This window comes from Salipiger thiooxidans (genome assembly GCF_900102075.1).
Classification (GTDB): domain Bacteria; phylum Pseudomonadota; class Alphaproteobacteria; order Rhodobacterales; family Rhodobacteraceae; genus Salipiger; species Salipiger thiooxidans.
Genome location: NZ_FNAV01000014.1, coordinates 12,926 through 30,552 on the forward strand (window position 1 = coordinate 12,926; position 17,627 = coordinate 30,552).

Below are 17,627 nucleotides of genomic sequence, written 5' to 3' on the forward strand. Positions count from 1 at the left end.
AGGGACCTCCTAGCCCCGGATGAAATGCGGTTTGAAGCGCGACAGGTCCTGTGTGATGCGGGACCGGTCCTCGCGCAGGCCCATGCCGACGCAGGACTGCCCCACGATCCAGGCACCGACCACCGGCCGGAACCCGTCCATCACCGGCAGCGGATGATAGGCCTGAAGGATATGGGGATGATGGGCGTAGCTGTCATCGGGCGAGGCCTCGGTGACCGCGCCATTTTCGCGGATCGTGATCGAACTGCCCTCGCGCGAGAAGAGCGGCTTGCGCACCACCCGGTCCATGCCGGGCGCGTTCATGTCGGCGTCGTCCTCGAAGAAGGACGGCAGCAGGTTGGGGTGACCCTCGAACATCTGCCAGAGCACCGGCAGCAGGCCCTTGTTGGACAGCAGCGCCTTCCACGCGGGCTCCAGCATCCGCACGCCGGACGGGGCGACGTGGTCAGCGTAGGGATCGCGCAGCAGGTCCTCCCACGGGTAGAGCTTGAAGAGCGTGCCGATCACCCGGCTTTCGTCATCGACGAACTGCCCCTCGTCGCTGAGCCCGATCTTGTCGAGGTCGCAGTAATGCGCCCCCATTCCCGCCTCGCGCGCCGCCCAGCCGAGCATCTCGACGGTGGCGTAGTCCTCGGGCGCGCCGGCGACGGCGGTGAAGTGCAGCTGCTCGTCCTCGGCGAAGAGCTCGGCGAACCGGGCGACCAGCGCCTCGTGGATGCCGTTGAACTGGTCGTCGCCGGTGTGCAGCACGCCGAGCTCGAGCTGACCTTCCAGCCAGAGCCACTGGTACGAGGCGCTTTCATAGAGCGACGTCGGCGTGTCGGCGTTGTATTCCAGAAGCTTCGCGGGCCCCTGCCCGTCGTGCGCCAGATCGAAACGACCGTAGAGTTCGGGATCGCCGCGCCGCCAGCTGTCGCGCACGAGATCGCGATGCGCCTCGGGGATGGCGAGCCGCTCCATCAGCTCCTCGCTCTCGACGATGCGGTCCGCGGCCTCGCGGCACATGGCGTGCAGCTCGGTGGCCGGGTCCTCGATCATCGTCTCGACCTCGTCGAGCGTGAACCGGTAGGCCGAGGTCTCGTCCCAGTAGGGCTCGCCATGCATGTCCGCGAAGGTGAAGCCGAGTTCCTCGGCCTGCGCCCTCCAGCCAGGACGTTCCGGCAGGGTGATCTTTTCCATCTCTGTCCCGATTGTTGCGGTCTTGCCTTGGGGCCTTCCATACCGAAGGGGGCGGGCAAAAACCACCGTCCATCGGCGCCCTGCCCTGCGGTGAAGGCGGGTCGGAATGCCTTGCTGCGGGCGAGCGGCGGGCAGCAGAAAACCGCCGTCGCCCGGCGCCCGGGACGCGGCCCGCACGATTGTCGCTTCACGCTGCGCGCATGTCGTTTCCCAGCGTGTGCGAGTCGCGCGATTCCTGTCCAAATCACCGCAGCAGACCGGTAGCCCCGGGCGTGTGTTGGCGAACAGTTTTCGGCGGCAAGCGTCTGATAAAGAACGGATTCCGGTGCTTGCGGCTCTATGGAGGAGAAGAGACATGAGCAATATCGGTGTGGTCTACACGGGCCCCGGCAAGGTCGAGGTCCAGAAGATCGACGACCCGAAACTGCACGGGCCTGACGGTCGCAAACTCGAGCACGCGGTGATCCTGAAGGTCATCTCGACCAACATCTGCGGCTCGGATCAGCACATGGTGCGCGGGCGGACCACCGCACAGCCCGGGCTCGTGCTCGGTCACGAGATCACCGGCGAGATCGTCGAGGTCGGCTCGGACGTCGAGATGCTCTCGGTCGGCGACGTCGTGTCGGTCCCCTTCAACGTCGCCTGCGGGCGCTGCCGCTGCTGCCGCGAGGGCGACACCGGCGTCTGCCTCACGGTGAACCCCGAGCGCGCGGGTGGGGCCTATGGCTACGTCGACATGGGCGGCTGGATCGGCGGGCAGGCCCGCTACGTCATGGTGCCCTACGCCGACTTCAACCTGCTGAAGTTCCCGGACCGGGACCGCGCCATGGAGAAGATCCGCGATCTCACCATGTTGTCAGACATCCTGCCCACCGGCTTCCATGGCGCGCTGCAGGCGGGCGTGGGCGTGGGCTCCATCGTCTACGTCGCGGGCGCGGGCCCGGTCGGTATGGCCGCGGCTGCCTCGGCGCGCATCCTCGGCGCCGCGGTGGTGATGGTGGGTGACTTCAACAAGGAGCGCCTCGCGCATGCCGAGAAGGTGGGCTTCACCCCGGTCGACCTGTCGAAAAGCGACAACCTGCCCGAGATGATCGCCGAGATCACCGGCGCGCCCGAGGTCGACGCCGCCATCGATGCGGTGGGCTTCGAAGCCCGTGGCCACTCGGGCGGCGAGCAGCCCGCCATCGTGCTGAACCAGATGATGGAGATCACCCGCGTCGCCGGCGGCATCGGCATTCCCGGCCTCTACGTGACCGAGGATCCCGGCGCCGAGGACAAGGCCGCGCAGACCGGCAACCTGTCGATGCGCTTCGGCCTCGGCTGGGCCAAGGCGCAGACCTTCCACACCGGCCAGACCCCGGTGCTGCGCTACAACCGCCAGCTCATGCAGGCGATCCTGCACGACCGCCTGCCGATCGCCGACATCGTCAACGCGACGATCATCCCGCTCGACGAGGCGCCGCAGGGCTATGCCAGCTTCGACAGCGGCGTGGCGAAGAAGTTCGTGCTCGACCCGCACGGCCTGCTGGCCTCCTGACGCCTCGCTTGGATCCCGGGCCGCGTCAGGCCCGGGGCACAGCTGCGCCCGCCCCCCGCTGCGGCGAGGGGCGTCACGCCGGGCAAGGGCCCCGAGCCCCCCACGGACCCGACCCGCCCGAGGCGGGGCACCGCCCCCAGTCCCCGCTTCACCGCGCCGCGCGGCTTTTCGGTCGGGCCTCACTTCGGCACGCGCATTGCTTCACCGGCCGACGCGGAGCGCCTCGCCGCCCCGACGCAGGAGCTTCAGCGACCGGGTCTCGGGCCCCAGCGCCACGCTGTCGAGAGCGCCGCCAGAAATTGCATCGCAGAGCGCCTGCGCATCGTGGAACCCGCGCGAGATGTCCTGCCCGGCGAGCGGCCCCAGGGCACAGCCCGGGCCTCCGGCCATCGCCCAGCCGTGCAGGCGCCCGGCGGGCAGCATCCCCCTCGCCGCCCCTGCCCCGACCGCAATCCCGCCGCGCAGCTCAGTCGCCATGGACGGAAGCTGCGCCGCCGCGAGGTCGTGCAGCGGACCCGCGCCGCCGTCGCGCACGGCAGGCCCGGCCATCACCGCGCAGGTGAGCCCCTCGCTGCTCGGGATCAGCCCGCCCCAGACGCCCTTGCCGTGATGCCAGCGCAGCCCGCGCGGGCTCGCACCCCGGACATACTGATAGAGGCAATCCGCCGAGCGGTGCGCCTCGGGCCGCTGCCGGTCGGTCGTGATGACGAGGCCCGCGGTCACGTCGTCTTCGGGACCGTCGCCGCGGCTCACCCGCAGGCCACTCACCGCGCCGCAACTGTCGAGCAGCACGCCCCGGACCGCGGTCTCGTAGCTGAACGCCACCCCCGCCTGCCGTGCCGCCTGCACGAGGAAGGTCTTGAGCAGCTGCCGGCTCGGCGCATAGATCGCGCGGCCCCGGCCGATGAGCGGCATGTCGATGGCGAGATCGCCATGCACATGGGTGGTTCGGGTGATCGCCTGCGTGCCGGCGCCCTGGATCGCCTCGAAAAGCCCCCAGCGCCGCAGGAAGCGCACCGTGCCGGGCAGCAGCCCCACCGGCAGCGCAGGAGCGATCTGGTGCCGCGTCTTCTCGATCACCAGCACCCGCAAGCCCTGCCGCGCCAGCAGCATCGCCGCCGCACATCCCGCCAGCCGGGTGCCCGCCACGATGGCATCGTAGGATCGTCCATATGTCATCTTTGCCTGCCGTCGGTAGGCCCGCCGGCGACCGCGCGCCGGAGGGCAAATACTGAAAGAACTTGTCTTCCCCGCCTGTGGCGGGGCCCTGAAATCCGAACGCGGGCGCGGGGGCCACGAACGGAAGGGGAAACGCCGGGGGCTCGCAAAGGTTGCCGCCCGGCGGGCTGTTTCCCATGCGACGACGCAGCAAAAGCCGCCCCCGCGAATGGCTATGGCATCGCGAACGGGTGGCCGAGCGCCTCGGAGAGCGCCCCGAACACGCGGCTGGCCGGAGAGGCGCAGGCAATGCCCGTCGGGTTGTCGGGCAGCACCGCCTCGTCGCCGCAGTCGCCCGAGGGGATGTCGCTGTTGGCCTGCACCACCACGGTGATATCGGTTGTCGTGTCGTAGAACACCGTCGTGTTGTAGCCCGGCAGCTCGCCGGTGTGGCCGATCCAGCCGTCCACGCACCCCATCGCAAGGCCATAGCCTGCGGGCTCGGGGAAGGAACGCAACCGCTCCTGCTGGGTCTCGGGGCCGAGCAGCCCCCGCCCGGTGCCAAGCGCCTGTCCGTAGACCAGCAGGTCGCCGAGGGTCGAGACCATGCCGCCCGCGGTCCAGCCCCAGGACGGGTTCCAGTGCGTGGCGTTGGACGGCGCCTCGGGCGTCGCCGCGTTGCCCTGCAGGGTGAAGCCCTGCGGGAAGGGCTCGGGCAGCGCGGTTTCGGCGCCGGGCCAGAACGTCCCCCCGAGCCCCAGCGGCGCGAAGACCCGCTCGGCGAAGACCTCGCCTATGGGCTGCCCGGTCACCTGTTCGATCACCATGCCGAGCAGCACCGTGTTGGTGTTGGAATAGTCGAACTCCGCACCGGGGGCGAAGATAGGCGAGCCCGGAATGGCGAAATCCACCAGCTGCCCGGGCGTGTAGGTGAGCGCCGGATCCTCGAAGAAGCGGTCGAGGAAGGCGTCGGCGCGGGTGTAGCTGAGCAGCCCGCTGGTCATGGTCGCCAGCTGGCGCAGGCGGATGCGGTCGCCGTTGGGCAGGCTCTCGACGTAGCGCCCGATGGGATCGTCGAGCGACAGCGCCCCGTCCTCGGCCAGCTGCAGGAGCACGGTGCCGGTGAAGGTCTTGGTGACCGAGCCGATGCGGGTGTGCATGCCCACTTCCATGGGCGCGCCGCCGTCGGGATCCGCCGCGCCCCAGGCGCCGGTCCAGATCCCCTCGGGCGTCATGACACCGGCGATGATGCCGGGCGTCGCCGCCTCGGGGAAGGCGGCGCGCACCGCTGCCTCCAGCGCTTCGGCCTGCTCCGGCGGCACGGGCGGCAGGCCCGAGGATACTGCGGGCCGGGCGCTGACCGCGACCGGGTCCGCCACGCAGGCGCCCGCCTTTGCCATGCCGCCCGTCAGCAGCATCGCCATCGCCCCGCCCGCGACCGCCCGCGAAAGCCGCCCTACTGATACGCCCGGTCCGATACTCAACATCTGCTTACACCCCATCCAGCTCTCGTGCCGGATCCCTGTCTTGCGCAAGAGCGGGCGCCTTCAAAGTAGCGTCGGGTTCAATTTTGGTATAACGTTCATACCGGCCGGCGTTTTCCTACTGCGCCCACGACACCGATCACGTTGTAACGCAGGAAAATCAACCGGGTATGGTTTCGGAAGACATCGCACTCGACCTTTCCGGCGGCGCCCTGTTCCGCGGCGGTCGCGCTGTCGGGCTGCGACCCAAGACCCTGGCGGTGCTTGCGGCTCTCATCGAACGGCAGGGCGAGGTCGTAAGCCAGGACGATCTGCGCCGGATGGTCTGGGGCAGCGGCCACGGCAGCCAGGCAGGCCCCAAGCAATGCATCCGCGAGCTGCGTCACCTGATCGGCGTCCTGTTCGACGACGGCGACGCGGGCGCCGGGCTGATCGAGACCGAGGGCCGCCGCGGCTACCGCCTGACCCGCCCGATCCCGACCCACGGCGACACCCCCGGCCCCGCGCAGCGCTCTGACGCGCTCTGCGTCGGACGGCAGGCCGAGCTGGCGGTCCTGCTCGACGGCGCCGAGGCCTGCTGGCGCGGCCACCGTGCGCTGGCGCTTGTGGCGGGCGAGGCGGGGGCGGGAAAGACCCGCCTGCTGGACGCCTTCACCGCCCGCCTGCCGACCCACAGGCCGCTCTGGGTCGCGCGCGGGCAGGCCATCGTGCACCCCGGCGCGCGCGAGCCCTACGGGCTGCTGCTCGACGCGCTCGCAGGGCTCTCCACCGGTCCCGAGGCCGAGACGCTGGCGCGGCATCTCCGGCGGGTGGCGCCGTCCTGGGCCGGGCAGCTATCGGGCGCGGGCACCCGCACACAGGGCGGACCCGTCGACACCGACACCATGCGGCGTGAGTTCTCCGACCTGATGGAGCGCCTGACCCGCACCCGCCCCGGCGTGCTGGTGCTCGAGGACCTGCACTGGGCCGATCCCAGCACGCTGGCGTGGCTCGCGCAGTGGGGCATGCAGCAGCGGCCCTCGCGGCTGATGGTGATCGGGACCTACCGCGACGACGCGCTCGACCGGTCCCGCGATCTGGCCGACAGCCTGCGCCAGCTCGCCCGCCAGCCGGGCACCCGCGGACTGACACTTGGCGGGCTCTCCGAGGCGGCGGTCTCGGACTACCTGAGGGAACGCTTTCTGGGCAGCGCCTTTCCGACCGCGCTGGCAGGGGCCCTCGCGCGCCGCACCGAGGGGCACGCCATGCTCGTCGCTTCCGCCGTCGAGCACTGGCTGGCCGAGGGCGCCATCCGGTCATCCGGCGACGGCTGGGAGCTGACGCGGGATCCAGACGAACTCGCGGGCAGCATCGCTCAGGACATGCGGGCACTGATCGAAGAGGACCGCGTTGGCCAGCTCCACCCCGAGGAGCGCACTCTTCTCGAGGTGGCGAGCGTGGCCGGGCCCAGCTTCTCGGCCATCGACCTCGCCGACGACCGCGAGGCGCTGGAAGAGGCCGAGCGCCAGCTCGAGCACCTCGCCCGCAACCGTCGCTTCATCGAGCACGCGGGCGTCAGCCGGCGACCGGACGGCACCCATGCCACGCGCTTCGCCTTCCGCCACGCGCTTCACCACGAGGCGCTCTACGCGGCGATGCCCGCTGCCAACCGGCAGGGCACCCACCGCCGCATCGGGTTGCGGCTCGAGGCCGGCTATCGCGCTGCGGTCAAAGAGGTGGCGCCGCTGCTGGCCGATCATTTCGAACGCGGCGCCGACTGGCCGCGCGCGGTGCAATACCGCACGATCTGTGGCGAGCGGGCGCTGGCCCGCGGTGCCGTGCCAGAGGCAGCGCAGCAGTTCCGCACGGCGCTGGACCTCTGCCGCCGCCAGTCCCACGGCACGCCCTCCACCTCTGCCGAGCGCGGGAATTGCGAGTTGCGGCCGCTGCTCGGGCTCGGGGCAGCGCTCATCGTCTCGGACGGGTTCATCAGCGAAGAGCTGCGGACGGTCTACCGCCGCGCCAGCGCGCTCGCAATGGAGGCCGGCGATGTCGACGGCGCCATTCCCGTGCTGGCCGGGATCTGGAACGACCACGTCTCGCGCGCCGATCTTGCCCGCGCCGGGGAACTGGCTGCGAACCTGCAGGCGCTGTCGTCCCGCGCCTCCGGCGAGCTTGCCATGGCGGCGCACAACATCGTGGGGCAGACCCACTTCTTCAGCGGTGCCCTGACCGATGCCCTGCCGCAGATCCGCGCGGCGCTGGCGCTCCGCGAACGGGGACTGCAAAGCGGTGCGAACCACCTCTTCGGCGAGGATCCCGAGATCGTCTGCCATCAGTACGCGGCCTGTGTGCACGAGGTGCTGGGCCAGGAGACCAAGGCCGAGAGCCACGTCGCCATCGGCCGCAGACTCGCCGAGGAGCGCGGGCAGCTGTTCGGACTGGCGCAGATGCACTGGGGCGGCGCCGTCTGCGCCCGGATGCGCGGCGACGTTGCGCTGTGCCGGGTCCGCGCCGAGGCACTCACCACGCTCTGCCGGGCCGAGAACATCCCCTTCTGGTCGCCCGCCGGGCTGATGCTGACCGGCTGGGCGCGGGCCATGGGCGGCGATCCGAAAGGGGCCGCGCTGATCGACGAGGGCCTCGCCGAGTACGAGGCGCTGCAGGCGCGCCTGACCTTGCCCTTCTGCCTCGGCCTCGCCGCGGAGGCCGCCGTGGTCGGTGGCGCGCCCGCCGAGGCACGACTCCACCTGCGCCGCGCCATGGCCATTGTCCGGGGCACCGGCGAGCGCTGGTATCACGCCGAGCTCCACCGTCTTCGCGCCCGGCTCCTGCTGTCCGAGGCCCGCCCGGACCTCGCCCGGCTGGCGCTTCAGCGGGCGCTGCAGATCGCCCGTGCGCGGGGCGCCGCCGGTTTCGAGTCCCGTGCCGCGCTTCAGCTTCGCGAGTTCTGAGAGCGACTGAGCGACTGAGGCTCGCGCGCGTGAGACCCACGCGCGGCGGCACTGGGGACCCCCGGGCGCGGCGTCGGCGTCACTTCGAGGCGGCGCTCACAGTCATGCGCCTCGGGGCCGCAAGCTGTTCGAGGGCGCCGCGCCAGCCGCCGTGCTCGGAAACATCGGTGCCGCTTTCGACGCCGATGGGCTCGTAGATGAACCCGACCTCCTCGGAGCCATCCTGCAGCGCAACGGAGCCGAGGCCCAGCGGCGCGGGGATCCCGGCAAGGAAGCGGCCCGCCGCAGGCAGCGGCAGCGCCCAGAGCCCGCCCGCGATCGCCCGGCTACCCTGCGCCTGACGGCTGAGCCCGGTCCGTTGCGGCGGGCCGCCCGCCAGCGCGCAGAGCTTGTAGGAGGGCGCCGTCAGGCAGGAGCGCAGGAAGCGGGCGCCGAGCGGCACCAGCTCGCGGTTCAGCGCCATGCCCGACATGGGCGCACCACTGACGAAGATCGCGAGCTCTTCCGGCCCGGCCTCGCCCGAAGGCGGATGCGCCGCGGGCCGCGCCCAGCCGGTGGCGCCCATTGGCCCGTCCTCGAGCTGCATCGCTGCGGCTGCGAGCTGACCGAGCGCACCGGCATCTCGACGTGATGATCTGCCTCACGGTGGTCGCGCGCCGCCTCACAGTCACCGCCTCGGTCGTGACGCACAACGCCTACTGCCGGATCTACATGCTGCCGGTCGGGATCGCGCACAGGATCACCGTCGGGCGCCATATCCGGCATCTGCGCCAGACGGTGCAGGAGCGGGCGGCCCGCACCGGGTCCGCGTGACCGCCAGCAAGACGCTGGCCATCATTGTATAAAATGTCTATGCTCCGACAGCCGATCCAATGGCAGTTCCGGAGCCCGCACGCGATGAAGCAACCGAAAGTAGCCGCCTCGACCAACGCGTCCCTGCTGGACGGCGACGTCGTAGCGCAACGCGAGGCCTATCCCACGCTTCACGCCCGCATCCTCGACTCTCTGCGCGAGGACATTCTCTCCGCCGCGCTTCCCGAGGGCACACCGCTGCGGCAGGACCAGCTGGCCGCGCGCTACGGCGCGAGCCGCATCCCCGTGCGCGAGGCCCTGCTGCAGCTCGAGGGTGAAGGCCTGGTGCGGCAGCAGGCGAACCGCGGCTACACCGTCTCGAAGCTCTCGCTCGCCGAGATCAGCGAAGAGTTCGACCTGCGAGCCATGCTCGAGTCGGACCTGATCATGCGCGCGATCCCGCACCTGAAGCGCAAGCACTTGGCGGACGCCAAGGAAGTACTTGATAGACTTGAAGGAAATCACCACGATACGGTGGATGCGCGGGAATGGGGCGAACAGAACTGGCTGTTTCACCGCATCCTTCTCGAACCCGCCGGCCGCGACCGGACCATGCGCATCATCCAGACCCTGCACCGCAGCGGCGGGCGCTACGTGCGCATGCACATGAGCCTGACCGACAGCACCAAGCGCGGCGCAGACCGGGAGCACCGCCGCCTGCTGCGCGCCTGCGCCGAGCGCGACGTGCACGAGGCACGCCGCGTCATGTCCGAGCATATCCTGCTCGCCCGCGACGAGCTCATGGTGGTGCTGGGCGACCGCCGCTGAGCACTCGACCGGCGGCGCAGCCCGGGGCCAATCGGATCGCGCGGGAATCCCAGCCCCTCAGCGAAGAGACCAGATTACGGCCCCTCCGCCCCATTGGAGAGGCCGCCGAGAAGCGATTCCGGCCCCAAATCCCTGCGATACCCGGCTCCCGACGCCGGAGCCCCCCGAACTTCCGCCGAATTGCACATATTTTCGGCAGAAATCTGTGGTAAATTCGCATCTTTTTCCGGGCACGAAAATTTCCTCTTTCCCAGAATTGTATAAAACGTAGCGTAAACCCATACCACGGCTGCCGCGGCCCTCCGACACGCTCGCCGGCCGCACCTCTCTGAAATCACCCCGCCGCCCGGCCATGCCGGGCGCCCCGGGGTCATGCCGAATTGCAAAGGAATGCCCCGATGACGGTCCAGGACCACAATGTTGCAGAACTCGAAACCTGGCGGGACGGGGTGCGGACGCAGATGCGGACCTCGGCCCTGACCTCGGCGCACCAGCTCTGCATCTTCGAGCAGTGGTGCGACGCCGGCCTCGGCGCTCCGATCCACGAGCACGCCGTCGAGGAAGTTCTGGAAGTCATTGCAGGCACAGCAGAAATCTGGCTCGACGACGCCTCCTTCACGGTCACCGCAAACCAGTCCGTGCTGATCCCCCGCGGCGCGCGCCACGGCTTCAAGAACATCGGCGAGGACGTGCTGCACGTCCGCGCGACGCTCGCCGCCGCGGTGTTCGAGGCCAGCTACGACGACCGCGCCGAGCTGTCGCGCCGCTACGCGCCCAAGCGCTGACCCAACCGAGCCCGGGAGAAACGCGACATGACCATCCGCAAGGCTGCAATTCTGGGATCCGGCGTGATCGGGAGCTCGTGGGCGATCGTATACGCCCGTGCCGGCCTCGACGTGGCGATCTACGAGCGCAGCGACGACTTCCGCGCCACCGCCATGGAGCGGCTGCGCACCACCACCGAGGACTCGGCCTCGCTTCTCGCTGACACCGACACCGTCGACGCGGTGCTCGCCCGGATCAGCCTGCACGACAGCCTCGAGGCCGCCGTTGCCGGGGCCGATTTCGTGCACGAGTGCATCGAGGAGAAGCTCGACAGCAAGAAGGCGATCTTCGCCGCGCTGAACGACTGCGCCCCCGAGCGCGCGATCCTCGCCACCACCACCTCGAGCTTCCCGGTCTCGCATTTCGCGCAGGACCTGCCCTGCCGCGACCGCTGCATCGTCGCACACCCGGCGACGCCGCCGCACCTGCTGCCGGTGACCGAGCTCTGCCCCGCGCCCTTCACCGCCGATTGGGTGATGGAGGAGACCACCGCCTTCATGCGCGCCTGCGGCCAGACGCCGGTGCACATCCGCAAGGAGGTCGAGGGCTTCGTGCTGAACCGGATGCAGGCGGCGCTGGTGGTCGAGATGCTCACGCTGTTGCGCGACGGGCTGATCGACCCGCGCGACATCGACGCCATCATCAGCCAGGGCTTCGGGCTTCGCTGGGCCTTCCTCGGGCCGCTCGAGGGGGTCGATCTCAACGCGCCCGGCGGCATCCGTCAGTATCTCGAGCGCTACGGCTTCCTGTTCACTGACCGCGCCAGGGATTACGGGCTCGGCGACATTCTCCCGCCCGAAACCGTGGACGCGCTCGAGGCCTACACCCGCGGCCGCATCCCGGTCGAGGCGCTGCCCGAGAAGGTCGCGTGGCGCGACCAATCGATCCTCGCGCTGCGGGCGCTCAAGGCCGAACGCGGCAGCGTGGACCGGGCATGAGCGCAGCAGCGGCAGATCCCGTGTGGCGCGTCGGGCTGATCGGCTACGGCGCGATCGGGCAGTCGGTGGCGCGCCTGCTGCTGGCGCAGCCGGGCCACGCGCTGGGAATCGTCACCCGCAGCGTGCCCGCGGGCGGGTTCGGACCGGGCGCCGAGGCGCTTGGCGATCTCGAAGCGCTGCTCGACTGGCGCCCGGACGCGGTGATCGAGGCGGCCTCGGCCGACGCCTTTGCCGCCTTCGCTCCCGCTTGTCTCGCGGCCGGCATCGACATCGTCGCGGCGTCGGTCGGCGCCCTGCAGGACGCGGCGCTGCATGAGCGCATCAAGTGCCTCTGCGACCGCACCGGCAGCCGGCTGGTGGTGCCCTCGGGCGCCGTGGGCGGCATCGACCACATCGCCGCCGCCGCGCTGCGCCCGGAGACCCGCGTGACCTACATCTCACGCAAGCCGCCCGCCGCCTGGGTCGCGGAGCTGGCGACGCTGGGCCTGTCCGAGGCCGCGCAGAAAGGCCCCGTGACGCTGTTCGAGGGCGACGCCCGCGAGGCCGCCGCGCGCTATCCGAAGAACCTCAACGCGGGGCTGACCATCGCGCTCGCGGCGGGGTTCGACCGCACAAGCGTGCAGGTCCTCGCCGATCCGGCGGCGACCGGCAACACCCACGAGATCCGGATCGAGGGCCCGCTCGGCGACAGCGCCATGCGGTTCTGCAACGCCCCCGATCCCGCCAACCCGAAGACCTCGGCGATCACCGCCTACAGCCTCGTCGCCGCCACGCTGCGCCACTTCGGAACACTGCAATGACGACCGGGGGCGCCGCGCCAGGGGTGGCCCCGCCCCTCACGACCCAACCAAAGCAAAAGACACCAACAGGAGAGACACCCATGAACAAACTGGTTCAGACCACCGCGGCCACGGCGCTTGCCGTCTGCGTCGCCGGCACCGCCTCTGCGCAGGACACCGTCGAGCTGAGCATGGCCACGCCGTGGGCCGGCGGCCACTGGCTCGAGATCGGTGCCAAAAGCTACGCCAGGAACGTCGAGGACCTGACCGAGGGCCGCGTCAAGATCAACGTCTTCCCCGCCGGCGCGCTCGGCCCGGCGCTCGACGTCACCGAGACGGTGCAGATGGGCATCGCCGACATGGGCCACGCCTGGGGCGGCTACGACTGGTCGGTGGACCGCACCAGCGCGCTCTTCGGCGGCTGGCCGGGCGGCCCGACCCCGGAAGAATACATGATGTGGATGTATAACGGGAACGGGCTCGAGCTGTGGAAAGAGTGGCGCGCCGACGTGTTCGACGTGGTCGCCATCCCGTGTGGCGTGACCGAGACCGAGGTCTTCATGCATTCGCACAAGAAGGTGCAGACGCCCGAGGACCTGCAAGGCCTCAAACTGCGCACCTCCTCGGCCTGGGCCGAGATCGCGCCGAAGCTCGGCGTCTCGACCGTCACCCTGCCCGGCTCCGAGGTGTTCTCGGCGCTCGAGCGCCAGGTGGTGGACGCCATCGAATGGGGTGGCCCGGGCGGCAACCTGCAGGAAGGCTTCGACAAGATCGCACCCTACATGATGATGCCCGGCGTGCACTCGCGTGCGGCCGTGCATGATTGCATCTTCAACGAGACCGCCTGGAACAAGATCCCCGAGAGCGACCAGAAGCTCATGGAGATCGCCGGCCGCCTGACCATGCTCGACACCTACCTCGGCTATGCCGAGATGGACCTTGCCGCTTTCGAGACGCTGAAGACCGAATCCCCCGTCGAGATGGTGAAGATCGACGAGAGCCTCGTCGAGGCCGCAACCGCCGCGTCGAACGAATGGGCCGTCGAGCAATCCGCTTCGAACGAGTGGTTCAAGAAGGTCTACGAGGACCAGTCCGCCTTCCTCGAAGGTCTCTCGGGCCTCTCCGAGTTCCGCTTCGCGCCGGGCTCCCGCTAAGTCCTGACCCCGGGCGCGGCACCTCCCGCCGCGCCCGGATCGCCCCACCGTCCCCGGCGGGCCACCCGCCGGATGTTTCCGTTCGCCCAGCCCGCGCACCCGCTCGCGCCGTGACGGGTGAACACTCAACGACGATCTGCCCCGGACCCGAGGAGCCCGCCTTGAGGACACTCATCTCCATCATCGAAACCATATCGCTCTGGTCCGGACGGATCGCGGCGCTCCTGCTCGTGCCGCTCGTCTTCGCCATGGTCTACGAGGTCGTCAGCCGCTACGTCTTCTCCGCGCCAACCCAGTGGGCGTTCGAGATCAGCTACATGCTCATGGGCACGATCTTCACGCTGGGCCTGTCCTACTGCCTGCGCAACGACGCCCACGTGAACGTCGACATCCTGCCCTCCCTGCTGCCCGCCCGCGTCAACGCGGTGATCGAGGTGCTGGCCTTCGGCGGCATGACCGTTCTGCTGGTCTGGCTCACCATCACGCTGGGCGAGGGCGTGGCCCGCACCTATCGCACCGGCGAGGGCTCGGGGCTGTCGGCGTGGAACCCCAAGGTCTGGCCGTTCCGGCTGGTCTACACCGTGGGCTTCGCGCTGTTCTCGCTGCAGGTCTTCGGGCGGTTCCTCGAGGCGCTGCTGGTGCTTTCGGGCGGCAAGCCGCCCAGCCACCCCGACGCGACCGTCGACGAAAAGGCGGGGGCCGCGTGATGGGAGACGCCGTCCTTCTGATGTTCCCGGCGCTGATCGTGCTGATCGCGCTCGGCATCCCGATCGCCTTCTCGATGATGCTGGTGGCCGCGATCTTCGGCTTCATCCGTTTCGAGGATATCGTCTTCCGCCAGTTCGCGCAGCGCGTGGACGAGGTCGCCTCGAACTACGTGCTGGGCGCCATCCCGCTCTTCATCTTCATGGGCGCCATCCTCGAGCGCGCGGGCATCGCCGAGCGCCTGTTCGACGCCATCTACATGTGGACCCGCCGCCTGCCCGGGGGCCTCGCCGTCGCCGCGCTGGTGATGTGCACGATCTTCGCCGCCGCCTCGGGCGTCGTGGGCGCCACCGAGACACTGGTGGGGATGCTGGCGATCCCCGGCATGCTCAAGCGCAAGTACGACAACTCTCTGGTTGCTGGCACGATCTGCGCCGGCGGCTCTCTGGGCACGGTGATCCCGCCGTCGATCCCGGTGATCGTGCTGGCCCCGATCATGACGCTGCCCGTGGGCGACCTGATGGCGGGGATCCTCGTGCCGGGCCTGATGATGGCGGCGATGTTCTCGCTCTACATCATCCTCTCGGCCACGCTGAAGCCCGAGCTTGCGCCGCGCGACACCGATCCAGACACCCACACGCTCGGCGAGAAGATCACCTTCACGCTCAAGGCGCTGGTGCCGCCGGTGGTGCTGATCGCGCTGGTGCTGGGCACGCTCTTCAGCGGACTCGCGACGCCGACCGAGGCCGCCGCCTGCGGCTCCTTCGGGGTGCTGGTACTGGCCGCCTTCTACCGCCGCCTGACGTTCAGGATGCTGCTCGCGGCGTCGCTGCAGACCGTGTCGCTGACGGCGATGATCCTCGCCATCGTGCTGGCAGGCGTGATGTTCTCGGGCGTGCTCTTCGCCTCGGGCGGCATGATGGCCATCCGCAGCTTCCTCGACAGCTTCGGCTTCGAGGCCGGGGGCGTGATCGCGCTGATCCTGATCATCACCTTCGTGCTGGGCTTCGCGGTGGAGCTGACCTCGATCGTGCTCATCATGACCTCGATCTCGGTGCCGATCCTCAATGCCTACAACGTCGACCTGCTGTGGTTCTCCATCGTATTCCTGATCACTTTGCAGACCAGCTACCTGACCCCGCCGATGGCACCGTCGATCTTCTACCTGCGCGCCATCGCGCCGCCTACAATGACGCTGAAGCAGATGTACTGGGGCGTCATTCCCTTCATCTGCTGCCAGCTGATCGTCCTGGCGCTGGTCATCCTGTTCCCCGCGCTCGCGACCTGGATGCCCAAGCTGATCTACGGCTGACGCCCCTGCCTGCCCGGTCCCGGCAATTTTCGCCGGGACCGTCCCCACCCACGCCACCACTCACACCGAACACCCACGCCGCCACTCACGCCGAACACCGGAGCCACCATGATCTACGAGGAACGCGACTACGCGATCAAACCCGGCAAGCTGAACACCTTCGTCGGGCTCTATCGCGACTACGGTGTCGAGATTCAGAAGAAGTATCTCGGCACCTTCATCGGCTACTTCACCACCGAGATCGGCGAGCTGAACCACGTCGTCGCACTCTGGAGTTACGAGAGCCTCGACCAGCGGGCCGAGATGCGGGCGGCGATGCTTGCGGACCCGGAATGGTCCGAATACCTCGCGCGGGTCGACGGGCTGCTGCAGACCCAGAACACCCGGATCCTCACGCCCACCAGCTTCTCGCCGCTGCAATGACCCCGCTCACGGTCGAAACCGGCGACGGCGCGGTCTTGAAGGTGCGCCGTCAGGGCCGCGGCGCGCCGGTGGTTCTGGTCAGCGGGCTGGGCGGGACGGCGGGGTTCTGGGACCCGGTGATCGCGCGGCTGCAGGACCGGTTCGAACTCATCACCTTCGACCAGCGCGGCATCGCCGGCTCCACCCGCGGCAGCGCCCCGGTGAACATCGCGCAGTTGGCCAGGGACGTGCTGACGATCTGCGACGCGCTGGAGCTGAGCCGCGCCGCCTTCCTCGGCCACTCGACCGGCGGCTGCATCGTGCAGACCATCGCCGCAACAGCGCCCGAGCGGGTAGAGCGGCTGGCGCTCAGCGCCGCGTGGCTGAAGCCCGGCAACTACCTGACCGCGCTCTTCGAATTCCGCCTCGGGTTGCTGCACCGCGATCCCAGGGCCTACGCCGAGAGCGCCGCGCTGCTCTCCTACGCGCCGGGCTGGCTCGAGAGCCACTGGGACAAGTACGAACGCGCCACCGCCAACCCGCCCGCGGACCCCGGGACGCAGGCCATCGTGGCCGAGCGCATCCGCGCACTGCTCGATTTCGACGGCAGCGACCAGATCGGCGCGGTGACCGCCGAGACCACCATCATCGGCGCGCAGGACGACATGATCGTGCCCGCCTTCCTGCAGCAAGAACTCGCGCGCCACCTGCCCGGTGCCGCGCTGCGGATGCTGCCCGACGGCGGCCATTTCTACCCCGCCTCGCGCACCGATGCCTTCGTCGCGATCGCGACCGACTGGCTGGACGCCCCACTGACATCTGAAAGGACTGAACGATGAGACTTGCCGGGAAAATCGCCGTGGTGACGGGCTCGGCCTCCGGGATCGGGCACGAGACCGCGAAGCTCTTTGCCGCCGAGGGCGCCCACGTGGTCGTCGCCGACCGGGACGCCGACGCCGCCGCCAAGGTGGCGCTCGAGCTGGCCGCCGATGGGGCCGCTGCCGAGGCGGTGGCGGTCGACGTCTCGCAGGAGGATCAGGTCAAGGCGTTGCTCGACGGGGTAAAATCCCGCCACGGACGGCTCGACATCCTCGTCAACAACGCCGGCTACGGCTTTGCCGGCACCGTGGCCGACACCTCGGTCGAGGACTGGGACGCGCTGTTTGCCGTCAACGTGCGCGGCGTGTTTCTCGGCTGCAAGCACGCAGTGCCGATCTTCGCGGCGCAGGGCGGCGGCATCATCGTCAACACCGCCTCGGGCGGCGCCATCGTGGGCATCGCCAACCGCGCGGCCTACACGGCGTCCAAGGGCGCGGTGGCGGCGCTGACCCGCGCCATGGCCATCGACCACGCCGACGACATGATCCGGGTGAACTGCGTCGCGCCGGGCACCATCGAAACCCCCTATTTCACCGAGATCTTCGCCAAGTCCCCGGACGCGGCAGCACTGCGCAAGGGGCTCGAGGACCGGCAGGTCATGGGCCGCCTCGGCCGCCCGGAAGAAATCGCCCGGGCGATCCTCTTCCTGGCAAGCGACGATGCCACCTTCTGCACCGGCTCGACGCTGGTGGTGGACGGCGGCTGGACGATCCGCTGAGCAC

Annotated in this window: 17 protein-coding genes; 13 read left to right on the top strand and 4 right to left on the bottom strand. The window is 69.7% G+C overall.

All coding sequences use genetic code 11. The features are described from left to right. Positions 1 to 9: 9 nt before the first annotated feature. Entirely contained in the window at positions 10 to 1,179 is a 1,170-nt protein-coding gene (locus BLQ77_RS19700) for a glutathionylspermidine synthase family protein (protein ID WP_089962347.1), read from the bottom strand. A gap of 355 nt (positions 1,180 to 1,534) precedes the next feature. On the opposite strand from BLQ77_RS19700, the gene fdhA reads away from it, so the two are divergent. Continuing rightward, on the top strand, positions 1,535 to 2,716 hold the full coding sequence (gene fdhA / locus BLQ77_RS19705) for a formaldehyde dehydrogenase, glutathione-independent (RefSeq protein ID WP_008887486.1): 1,182 nt from the start codon (positions 1,535 to 1,537) through the stop codon (positions 2,714 to 2,716). A gap of 201 nt (positions 2,717 to 2,917) precedes the next feature. Here fdhA and BLQ77_RS19710 read toward each other — a convergent pair whose 3' ends face one another. Both BLQ77_RS19710 and BLQ77_RS19715 read right to left on the bottom strand, forming a co-directional pair. Continuing rightward, complete coding sequence (locus BLQ77_RS19710; protein WP_089962350.1) at positions 2,918 to 3,895, bottom strand: NAD(P)/FAD-dependent oxidoreductase; 978 nt, start codon at positions 3,893 to 3,895, stop codon at positions 2,918 to 2,920. Positions 3,896 to 4,107: 212 nt separating this feature from the next. Next, a complete protein-coding gene (locus BLQ77_RS19715; protein ID WP_089962354.1) occupies positions 4,108 to 5,298 on the bottom strand; it encodes a serine hydrolase domain-containing protein in 1,191 nt (396 codons plus the stop codon). 230 nt (positions 5,299 to 5,528) lie between these two features. On the opposite strand from BLQ77_RS19715, the gene BLQ77_RS19720 reads away from it, so the two are divergent. Further along, positions 5,529 to 8,291 carry an ATP-binding protein gene (locus BLQ77_RS19720; protein ID WP_089962356.1) on the top strand — a complete coding sequence of 921 codons (2,763 nt, stop codon included), beginning with the start codon at positions 5,529 to 5,531 and terminating at the stop codon, positions 8,289 to 8,291. Positions 8,292 to 8,370: 79 nt separating this feature from the next. Here BLQ77_RS19720 and BLQ77_RS19725 read toward each other — a convergent pair whose 3' ends face one another. Further along, positions 8,371 to 8,856 carry an allophanate hydrolase-related protein gene (locus BLQ77_RS19725; protein WP_089962358.1) on the bottom strand — a complete coding sequence of 162 codons (486 nt, stop codon included), beginning with the start codon at positions 8,854 to 8,856 and terminating at the stop codon, positions 8,371 to 8,373. Between BLQ77_RS19725 and BLQ77_RS19730 the strand changes: the two genes are divergently transcribed. The 11 genes from BLQ77_RS19730 to BLQ77_RS19780 all read left to right on the top strand — a co-directional run bounded on the left by BLQ77_RS19730 (position 8,856) and on the right by BLQ77_RS19780 (position 17,623). Further along, positions 8,856 to 9,104 carry a DUF2867 domain-containing protein gene (locus BLQ77_RS19730; RefSeq protein ID WP_278184714.1) on the top strand — a complete coding sequence of 83 codons (249 nt, stop codon included), beginning with the start codon at positions 8,856 to 8,858 and terminating at the stop codon, positions 9,102 to 9,104. The genes BLQ77_RS19725 and BLQ77_RS19730 overlap by 1 nt on opposite strands. A gap of 84 nt (positions 9,105 to 9,188) precedes the next feature. Next, on the top strand, positions 9,189 to 9,911 hold the full coding sequence (locus BLQ77_RS19735) for a GntR family transcriptional regulator (protein ID WP_089962606.1): 723 nt from the start codon (positions 9,189 to 9,191) through the stop codon (positions 9,909 to 9,911). Between the two features lie 398 nt (positions 9,912 to 10,309). Then, complete coding sequence (locus BLQ77_RS19740) at positions 10,310 to 10,696, top strand: cupin domain-containing protein (RefSeq protein ID WP_089962362.1); 387 nt, start codon at positions 10,310 to 10,312, stop codon at positions 10,694 to 10,696. A gap of 27 nt (positions 10,697 to 10,723) precedes the next feature. Continuing rightward, positions 10,724 to 11,674: a 3-hydroxyacyl-CoA dehydrogenase gene (locus BLQ77_RS19745; RefSeq protein ID WP_089962365.1), complete on the top strand. Its 951-nt coding sequence runs from the start codon at positions 10,724 to 10,726 to the stop codon at positions 11,672 to 11,674. Further along, positions 11,671 to 12,474, top strand: coding sequence for an aspartate dehydrogenase (locus BLQ77_RS19750; RefSeq protein ID WP_089962368.1), 804 nt, complete (start codon positions 11,671 to 11,673; stop codon positions 12,472 to 12,474). The genes BLQ77_RS19745 and BLQ77_RS19750 overlap by 4 nt, the downstream gene beginning before the upstream one ends. An 80-nt stretch (positions 12,475 to 12,554) precedes the next feature. Continuing rightward, positions 12,555 to 13,607, top strand: coding sequence for a TRAP transporter substrate-binding protein DctP (gene dctP / locus BLQ77_RS19755; protein ID WP_089962370.1), 1,053 nt, complete (start codon positions 12,555 to 12,557; stop codon positions 13,605 to 13,607). Positions 13,608 to 13,768: 161 nt separating this feature from the next. After that, entirely contained in the window at positions 13,769 to 14,314 is a 546-nt protein-coding gene (locus BLQ77_RS19760) for a TRAP transporter small permease subunit (RefSeq protein WP_089962373.1), read from the top strand. Then, positions 14,314 to 15,624: a TRAP transporter large permease gene (locus BLQ77_RS19765; protein WP_008887371.1), complete on the top strand. Its 1,311-nt coding sequence runs from the start codon at positions 14,314 to 14,316 to the stop codon at positions 15,622 to 15,624. The genes BLQ77_RS19760 and BLQ77_RS19765 overlap by 1 nt, the downstream gene beginning before the upstream one ends. A 108-nt stretch (positions 15,625 to 15,732) precedes the next feature. Further along, a complete protein-coding gene (locus BLQ77_RS19770) occupies positions 15,733 to 16,047 on the top strand; it encodes an NIPSNAP family protein (protein ID WP_089962375.1) in 315 nt (104 codons plus the stop codon). Then, a complete protein-coding gene (locus BLQ77_RS19775) occupies positions 16,044 to 16,865 on the top strand; it encodes an alpha/beta fold hydrolase (protein WP_089962378.1) in 822 nt (273 codons plus the stop codon). Before BLQ77_RS19770 ends, BLQ77_RS19775 begins: the two co-directional genes overlap by 4 nt. After that, positions 16,862 to 17,623, top strand: coding sequence for an SDR family oxidoreductase (locus tag BLQ77_RS19780; protein ID WP_008887504.1), 762 nt, complete (start codon positions 16,862 to 16,864; stop codon positions 17,621 to 17,623). The genes BLQ77_RS19775 and BLQ77_RS19780 overlap by 4 nt, the downstream gene beginning before the upstream one ends. Positions 17,624 to 17,627: the final 4 nt, after the last annotated feature.

Excerpts from the sequence above, each read along its gene's own strand:
- BLQ77_RS19700 (WP_089962347.1), bottom strand. The coding sequence starts at position 1,179 with ATGGAAAAGATCACCCTGCCGGAACGTCCTGGCTGGAGGGCGCAGGCC.
- fdhA (WP_008887486.1), top strand. The coding sequence starts at position 1,535 with ATGAGCAATATCGGTGTGGTCTACACGGGCCCCGGCAAGGTCGAGGTC.
- BLQ77_RS19710 (WP_089962350.1), bottom strand. The coding sequence starts at position 3,895 with ATGACATATGGACGATCCTACGATGCCATCGTGGCGGGCACCCGGCTG.
- BLQ77_RS19715 (WP_089962354.1), bottom strand. The coding sequence starts at position 5,298 with ATGGCGATGCTGCTGACGGGCGGCATGGCAAAGGCGGGCGCCTGCGTG.
- BLQ77_RS19720 (WP_089962356.1), top strand. The coding sequence starts at position 5,529 with ATGGTTTCGGAAGACATCGCACTCGACCTTTCCGGCGGCGCCCTGTTC.
- BLQ77_RS19725 (WP_089962358.1), bottom strand. The coding sequence starts at position 8,856 with ATGGGCGCCACCGGCTGGGCGCGGCCCGCGGCGCATCCGCCTTCGGGC.
- BLQ77_RS19735 (WP_089962606.1), top strand. The coding sequence starts at position 9,189 with ATGAAGCAACCGAAAGTAGCCGCCTCGACCAACGCGTCCCTGCTGGAC.
- BLQ77_RS19740 (WP_089962362.1), top strand. The coding sequence starts at position 10,310 with ATGACGGTCCAGGACCACAATGTTGCAGAACTCGAAACCTGGCGGGAC.
- BLQ77_RS19745 (WP_089962365.1), top strand. The coding sequence starts at position 10,724 with ATGACCATCCGCAAGGCTGCAATTCTGGGATCCGGCGTGATCGGGAGC.
- BLQ77_RS19750 (WP_089962368.1), top strand. The coding sequence starts at position 11,671 with ATGAGCGCAGCAGCGGCAGATCCCGTGTGGCGCGTCGGGCTGATCGGC.
- dctP (WP_089962370.1), top strand. The coding sequence starts at position 12,555 with ATGAACAAACTGGTTCAGACCACCGCGGCCACGGCGCTTGCCGTCTGC.
- BLQ77_RS19765 (WP_008887371.1), top strand. The coding sequence starts at position 14,314 with ATGGGAGACGCCGTCCTTCTGATGTTCCCGGCGCTGATCGTGCTGATC.
- BLQ77_RS19770 (WP_089962375.1), top strand. The coding sequence starts at position 15,733 with ATGATCTACGAGGAACGCGACTACGCGATCAAACCCGGCAAGCTGAAC.
- BLQ77_RS19775 (WP_089962378.1), top strand. The coding sequence starts at position 16,044 with ATGACCCCGCTCACGGTCGAAACCGGCGACGGCGCGGTCTTGAAGGTG.
- BLQ77_RS19780 (WP_008887504.1), top strand. The coding sequence starts at position 16,862 with ATGAGACTTGCCGGGAAAATCGCCGTGGTGACGGGCTCGGCCTCCGGG.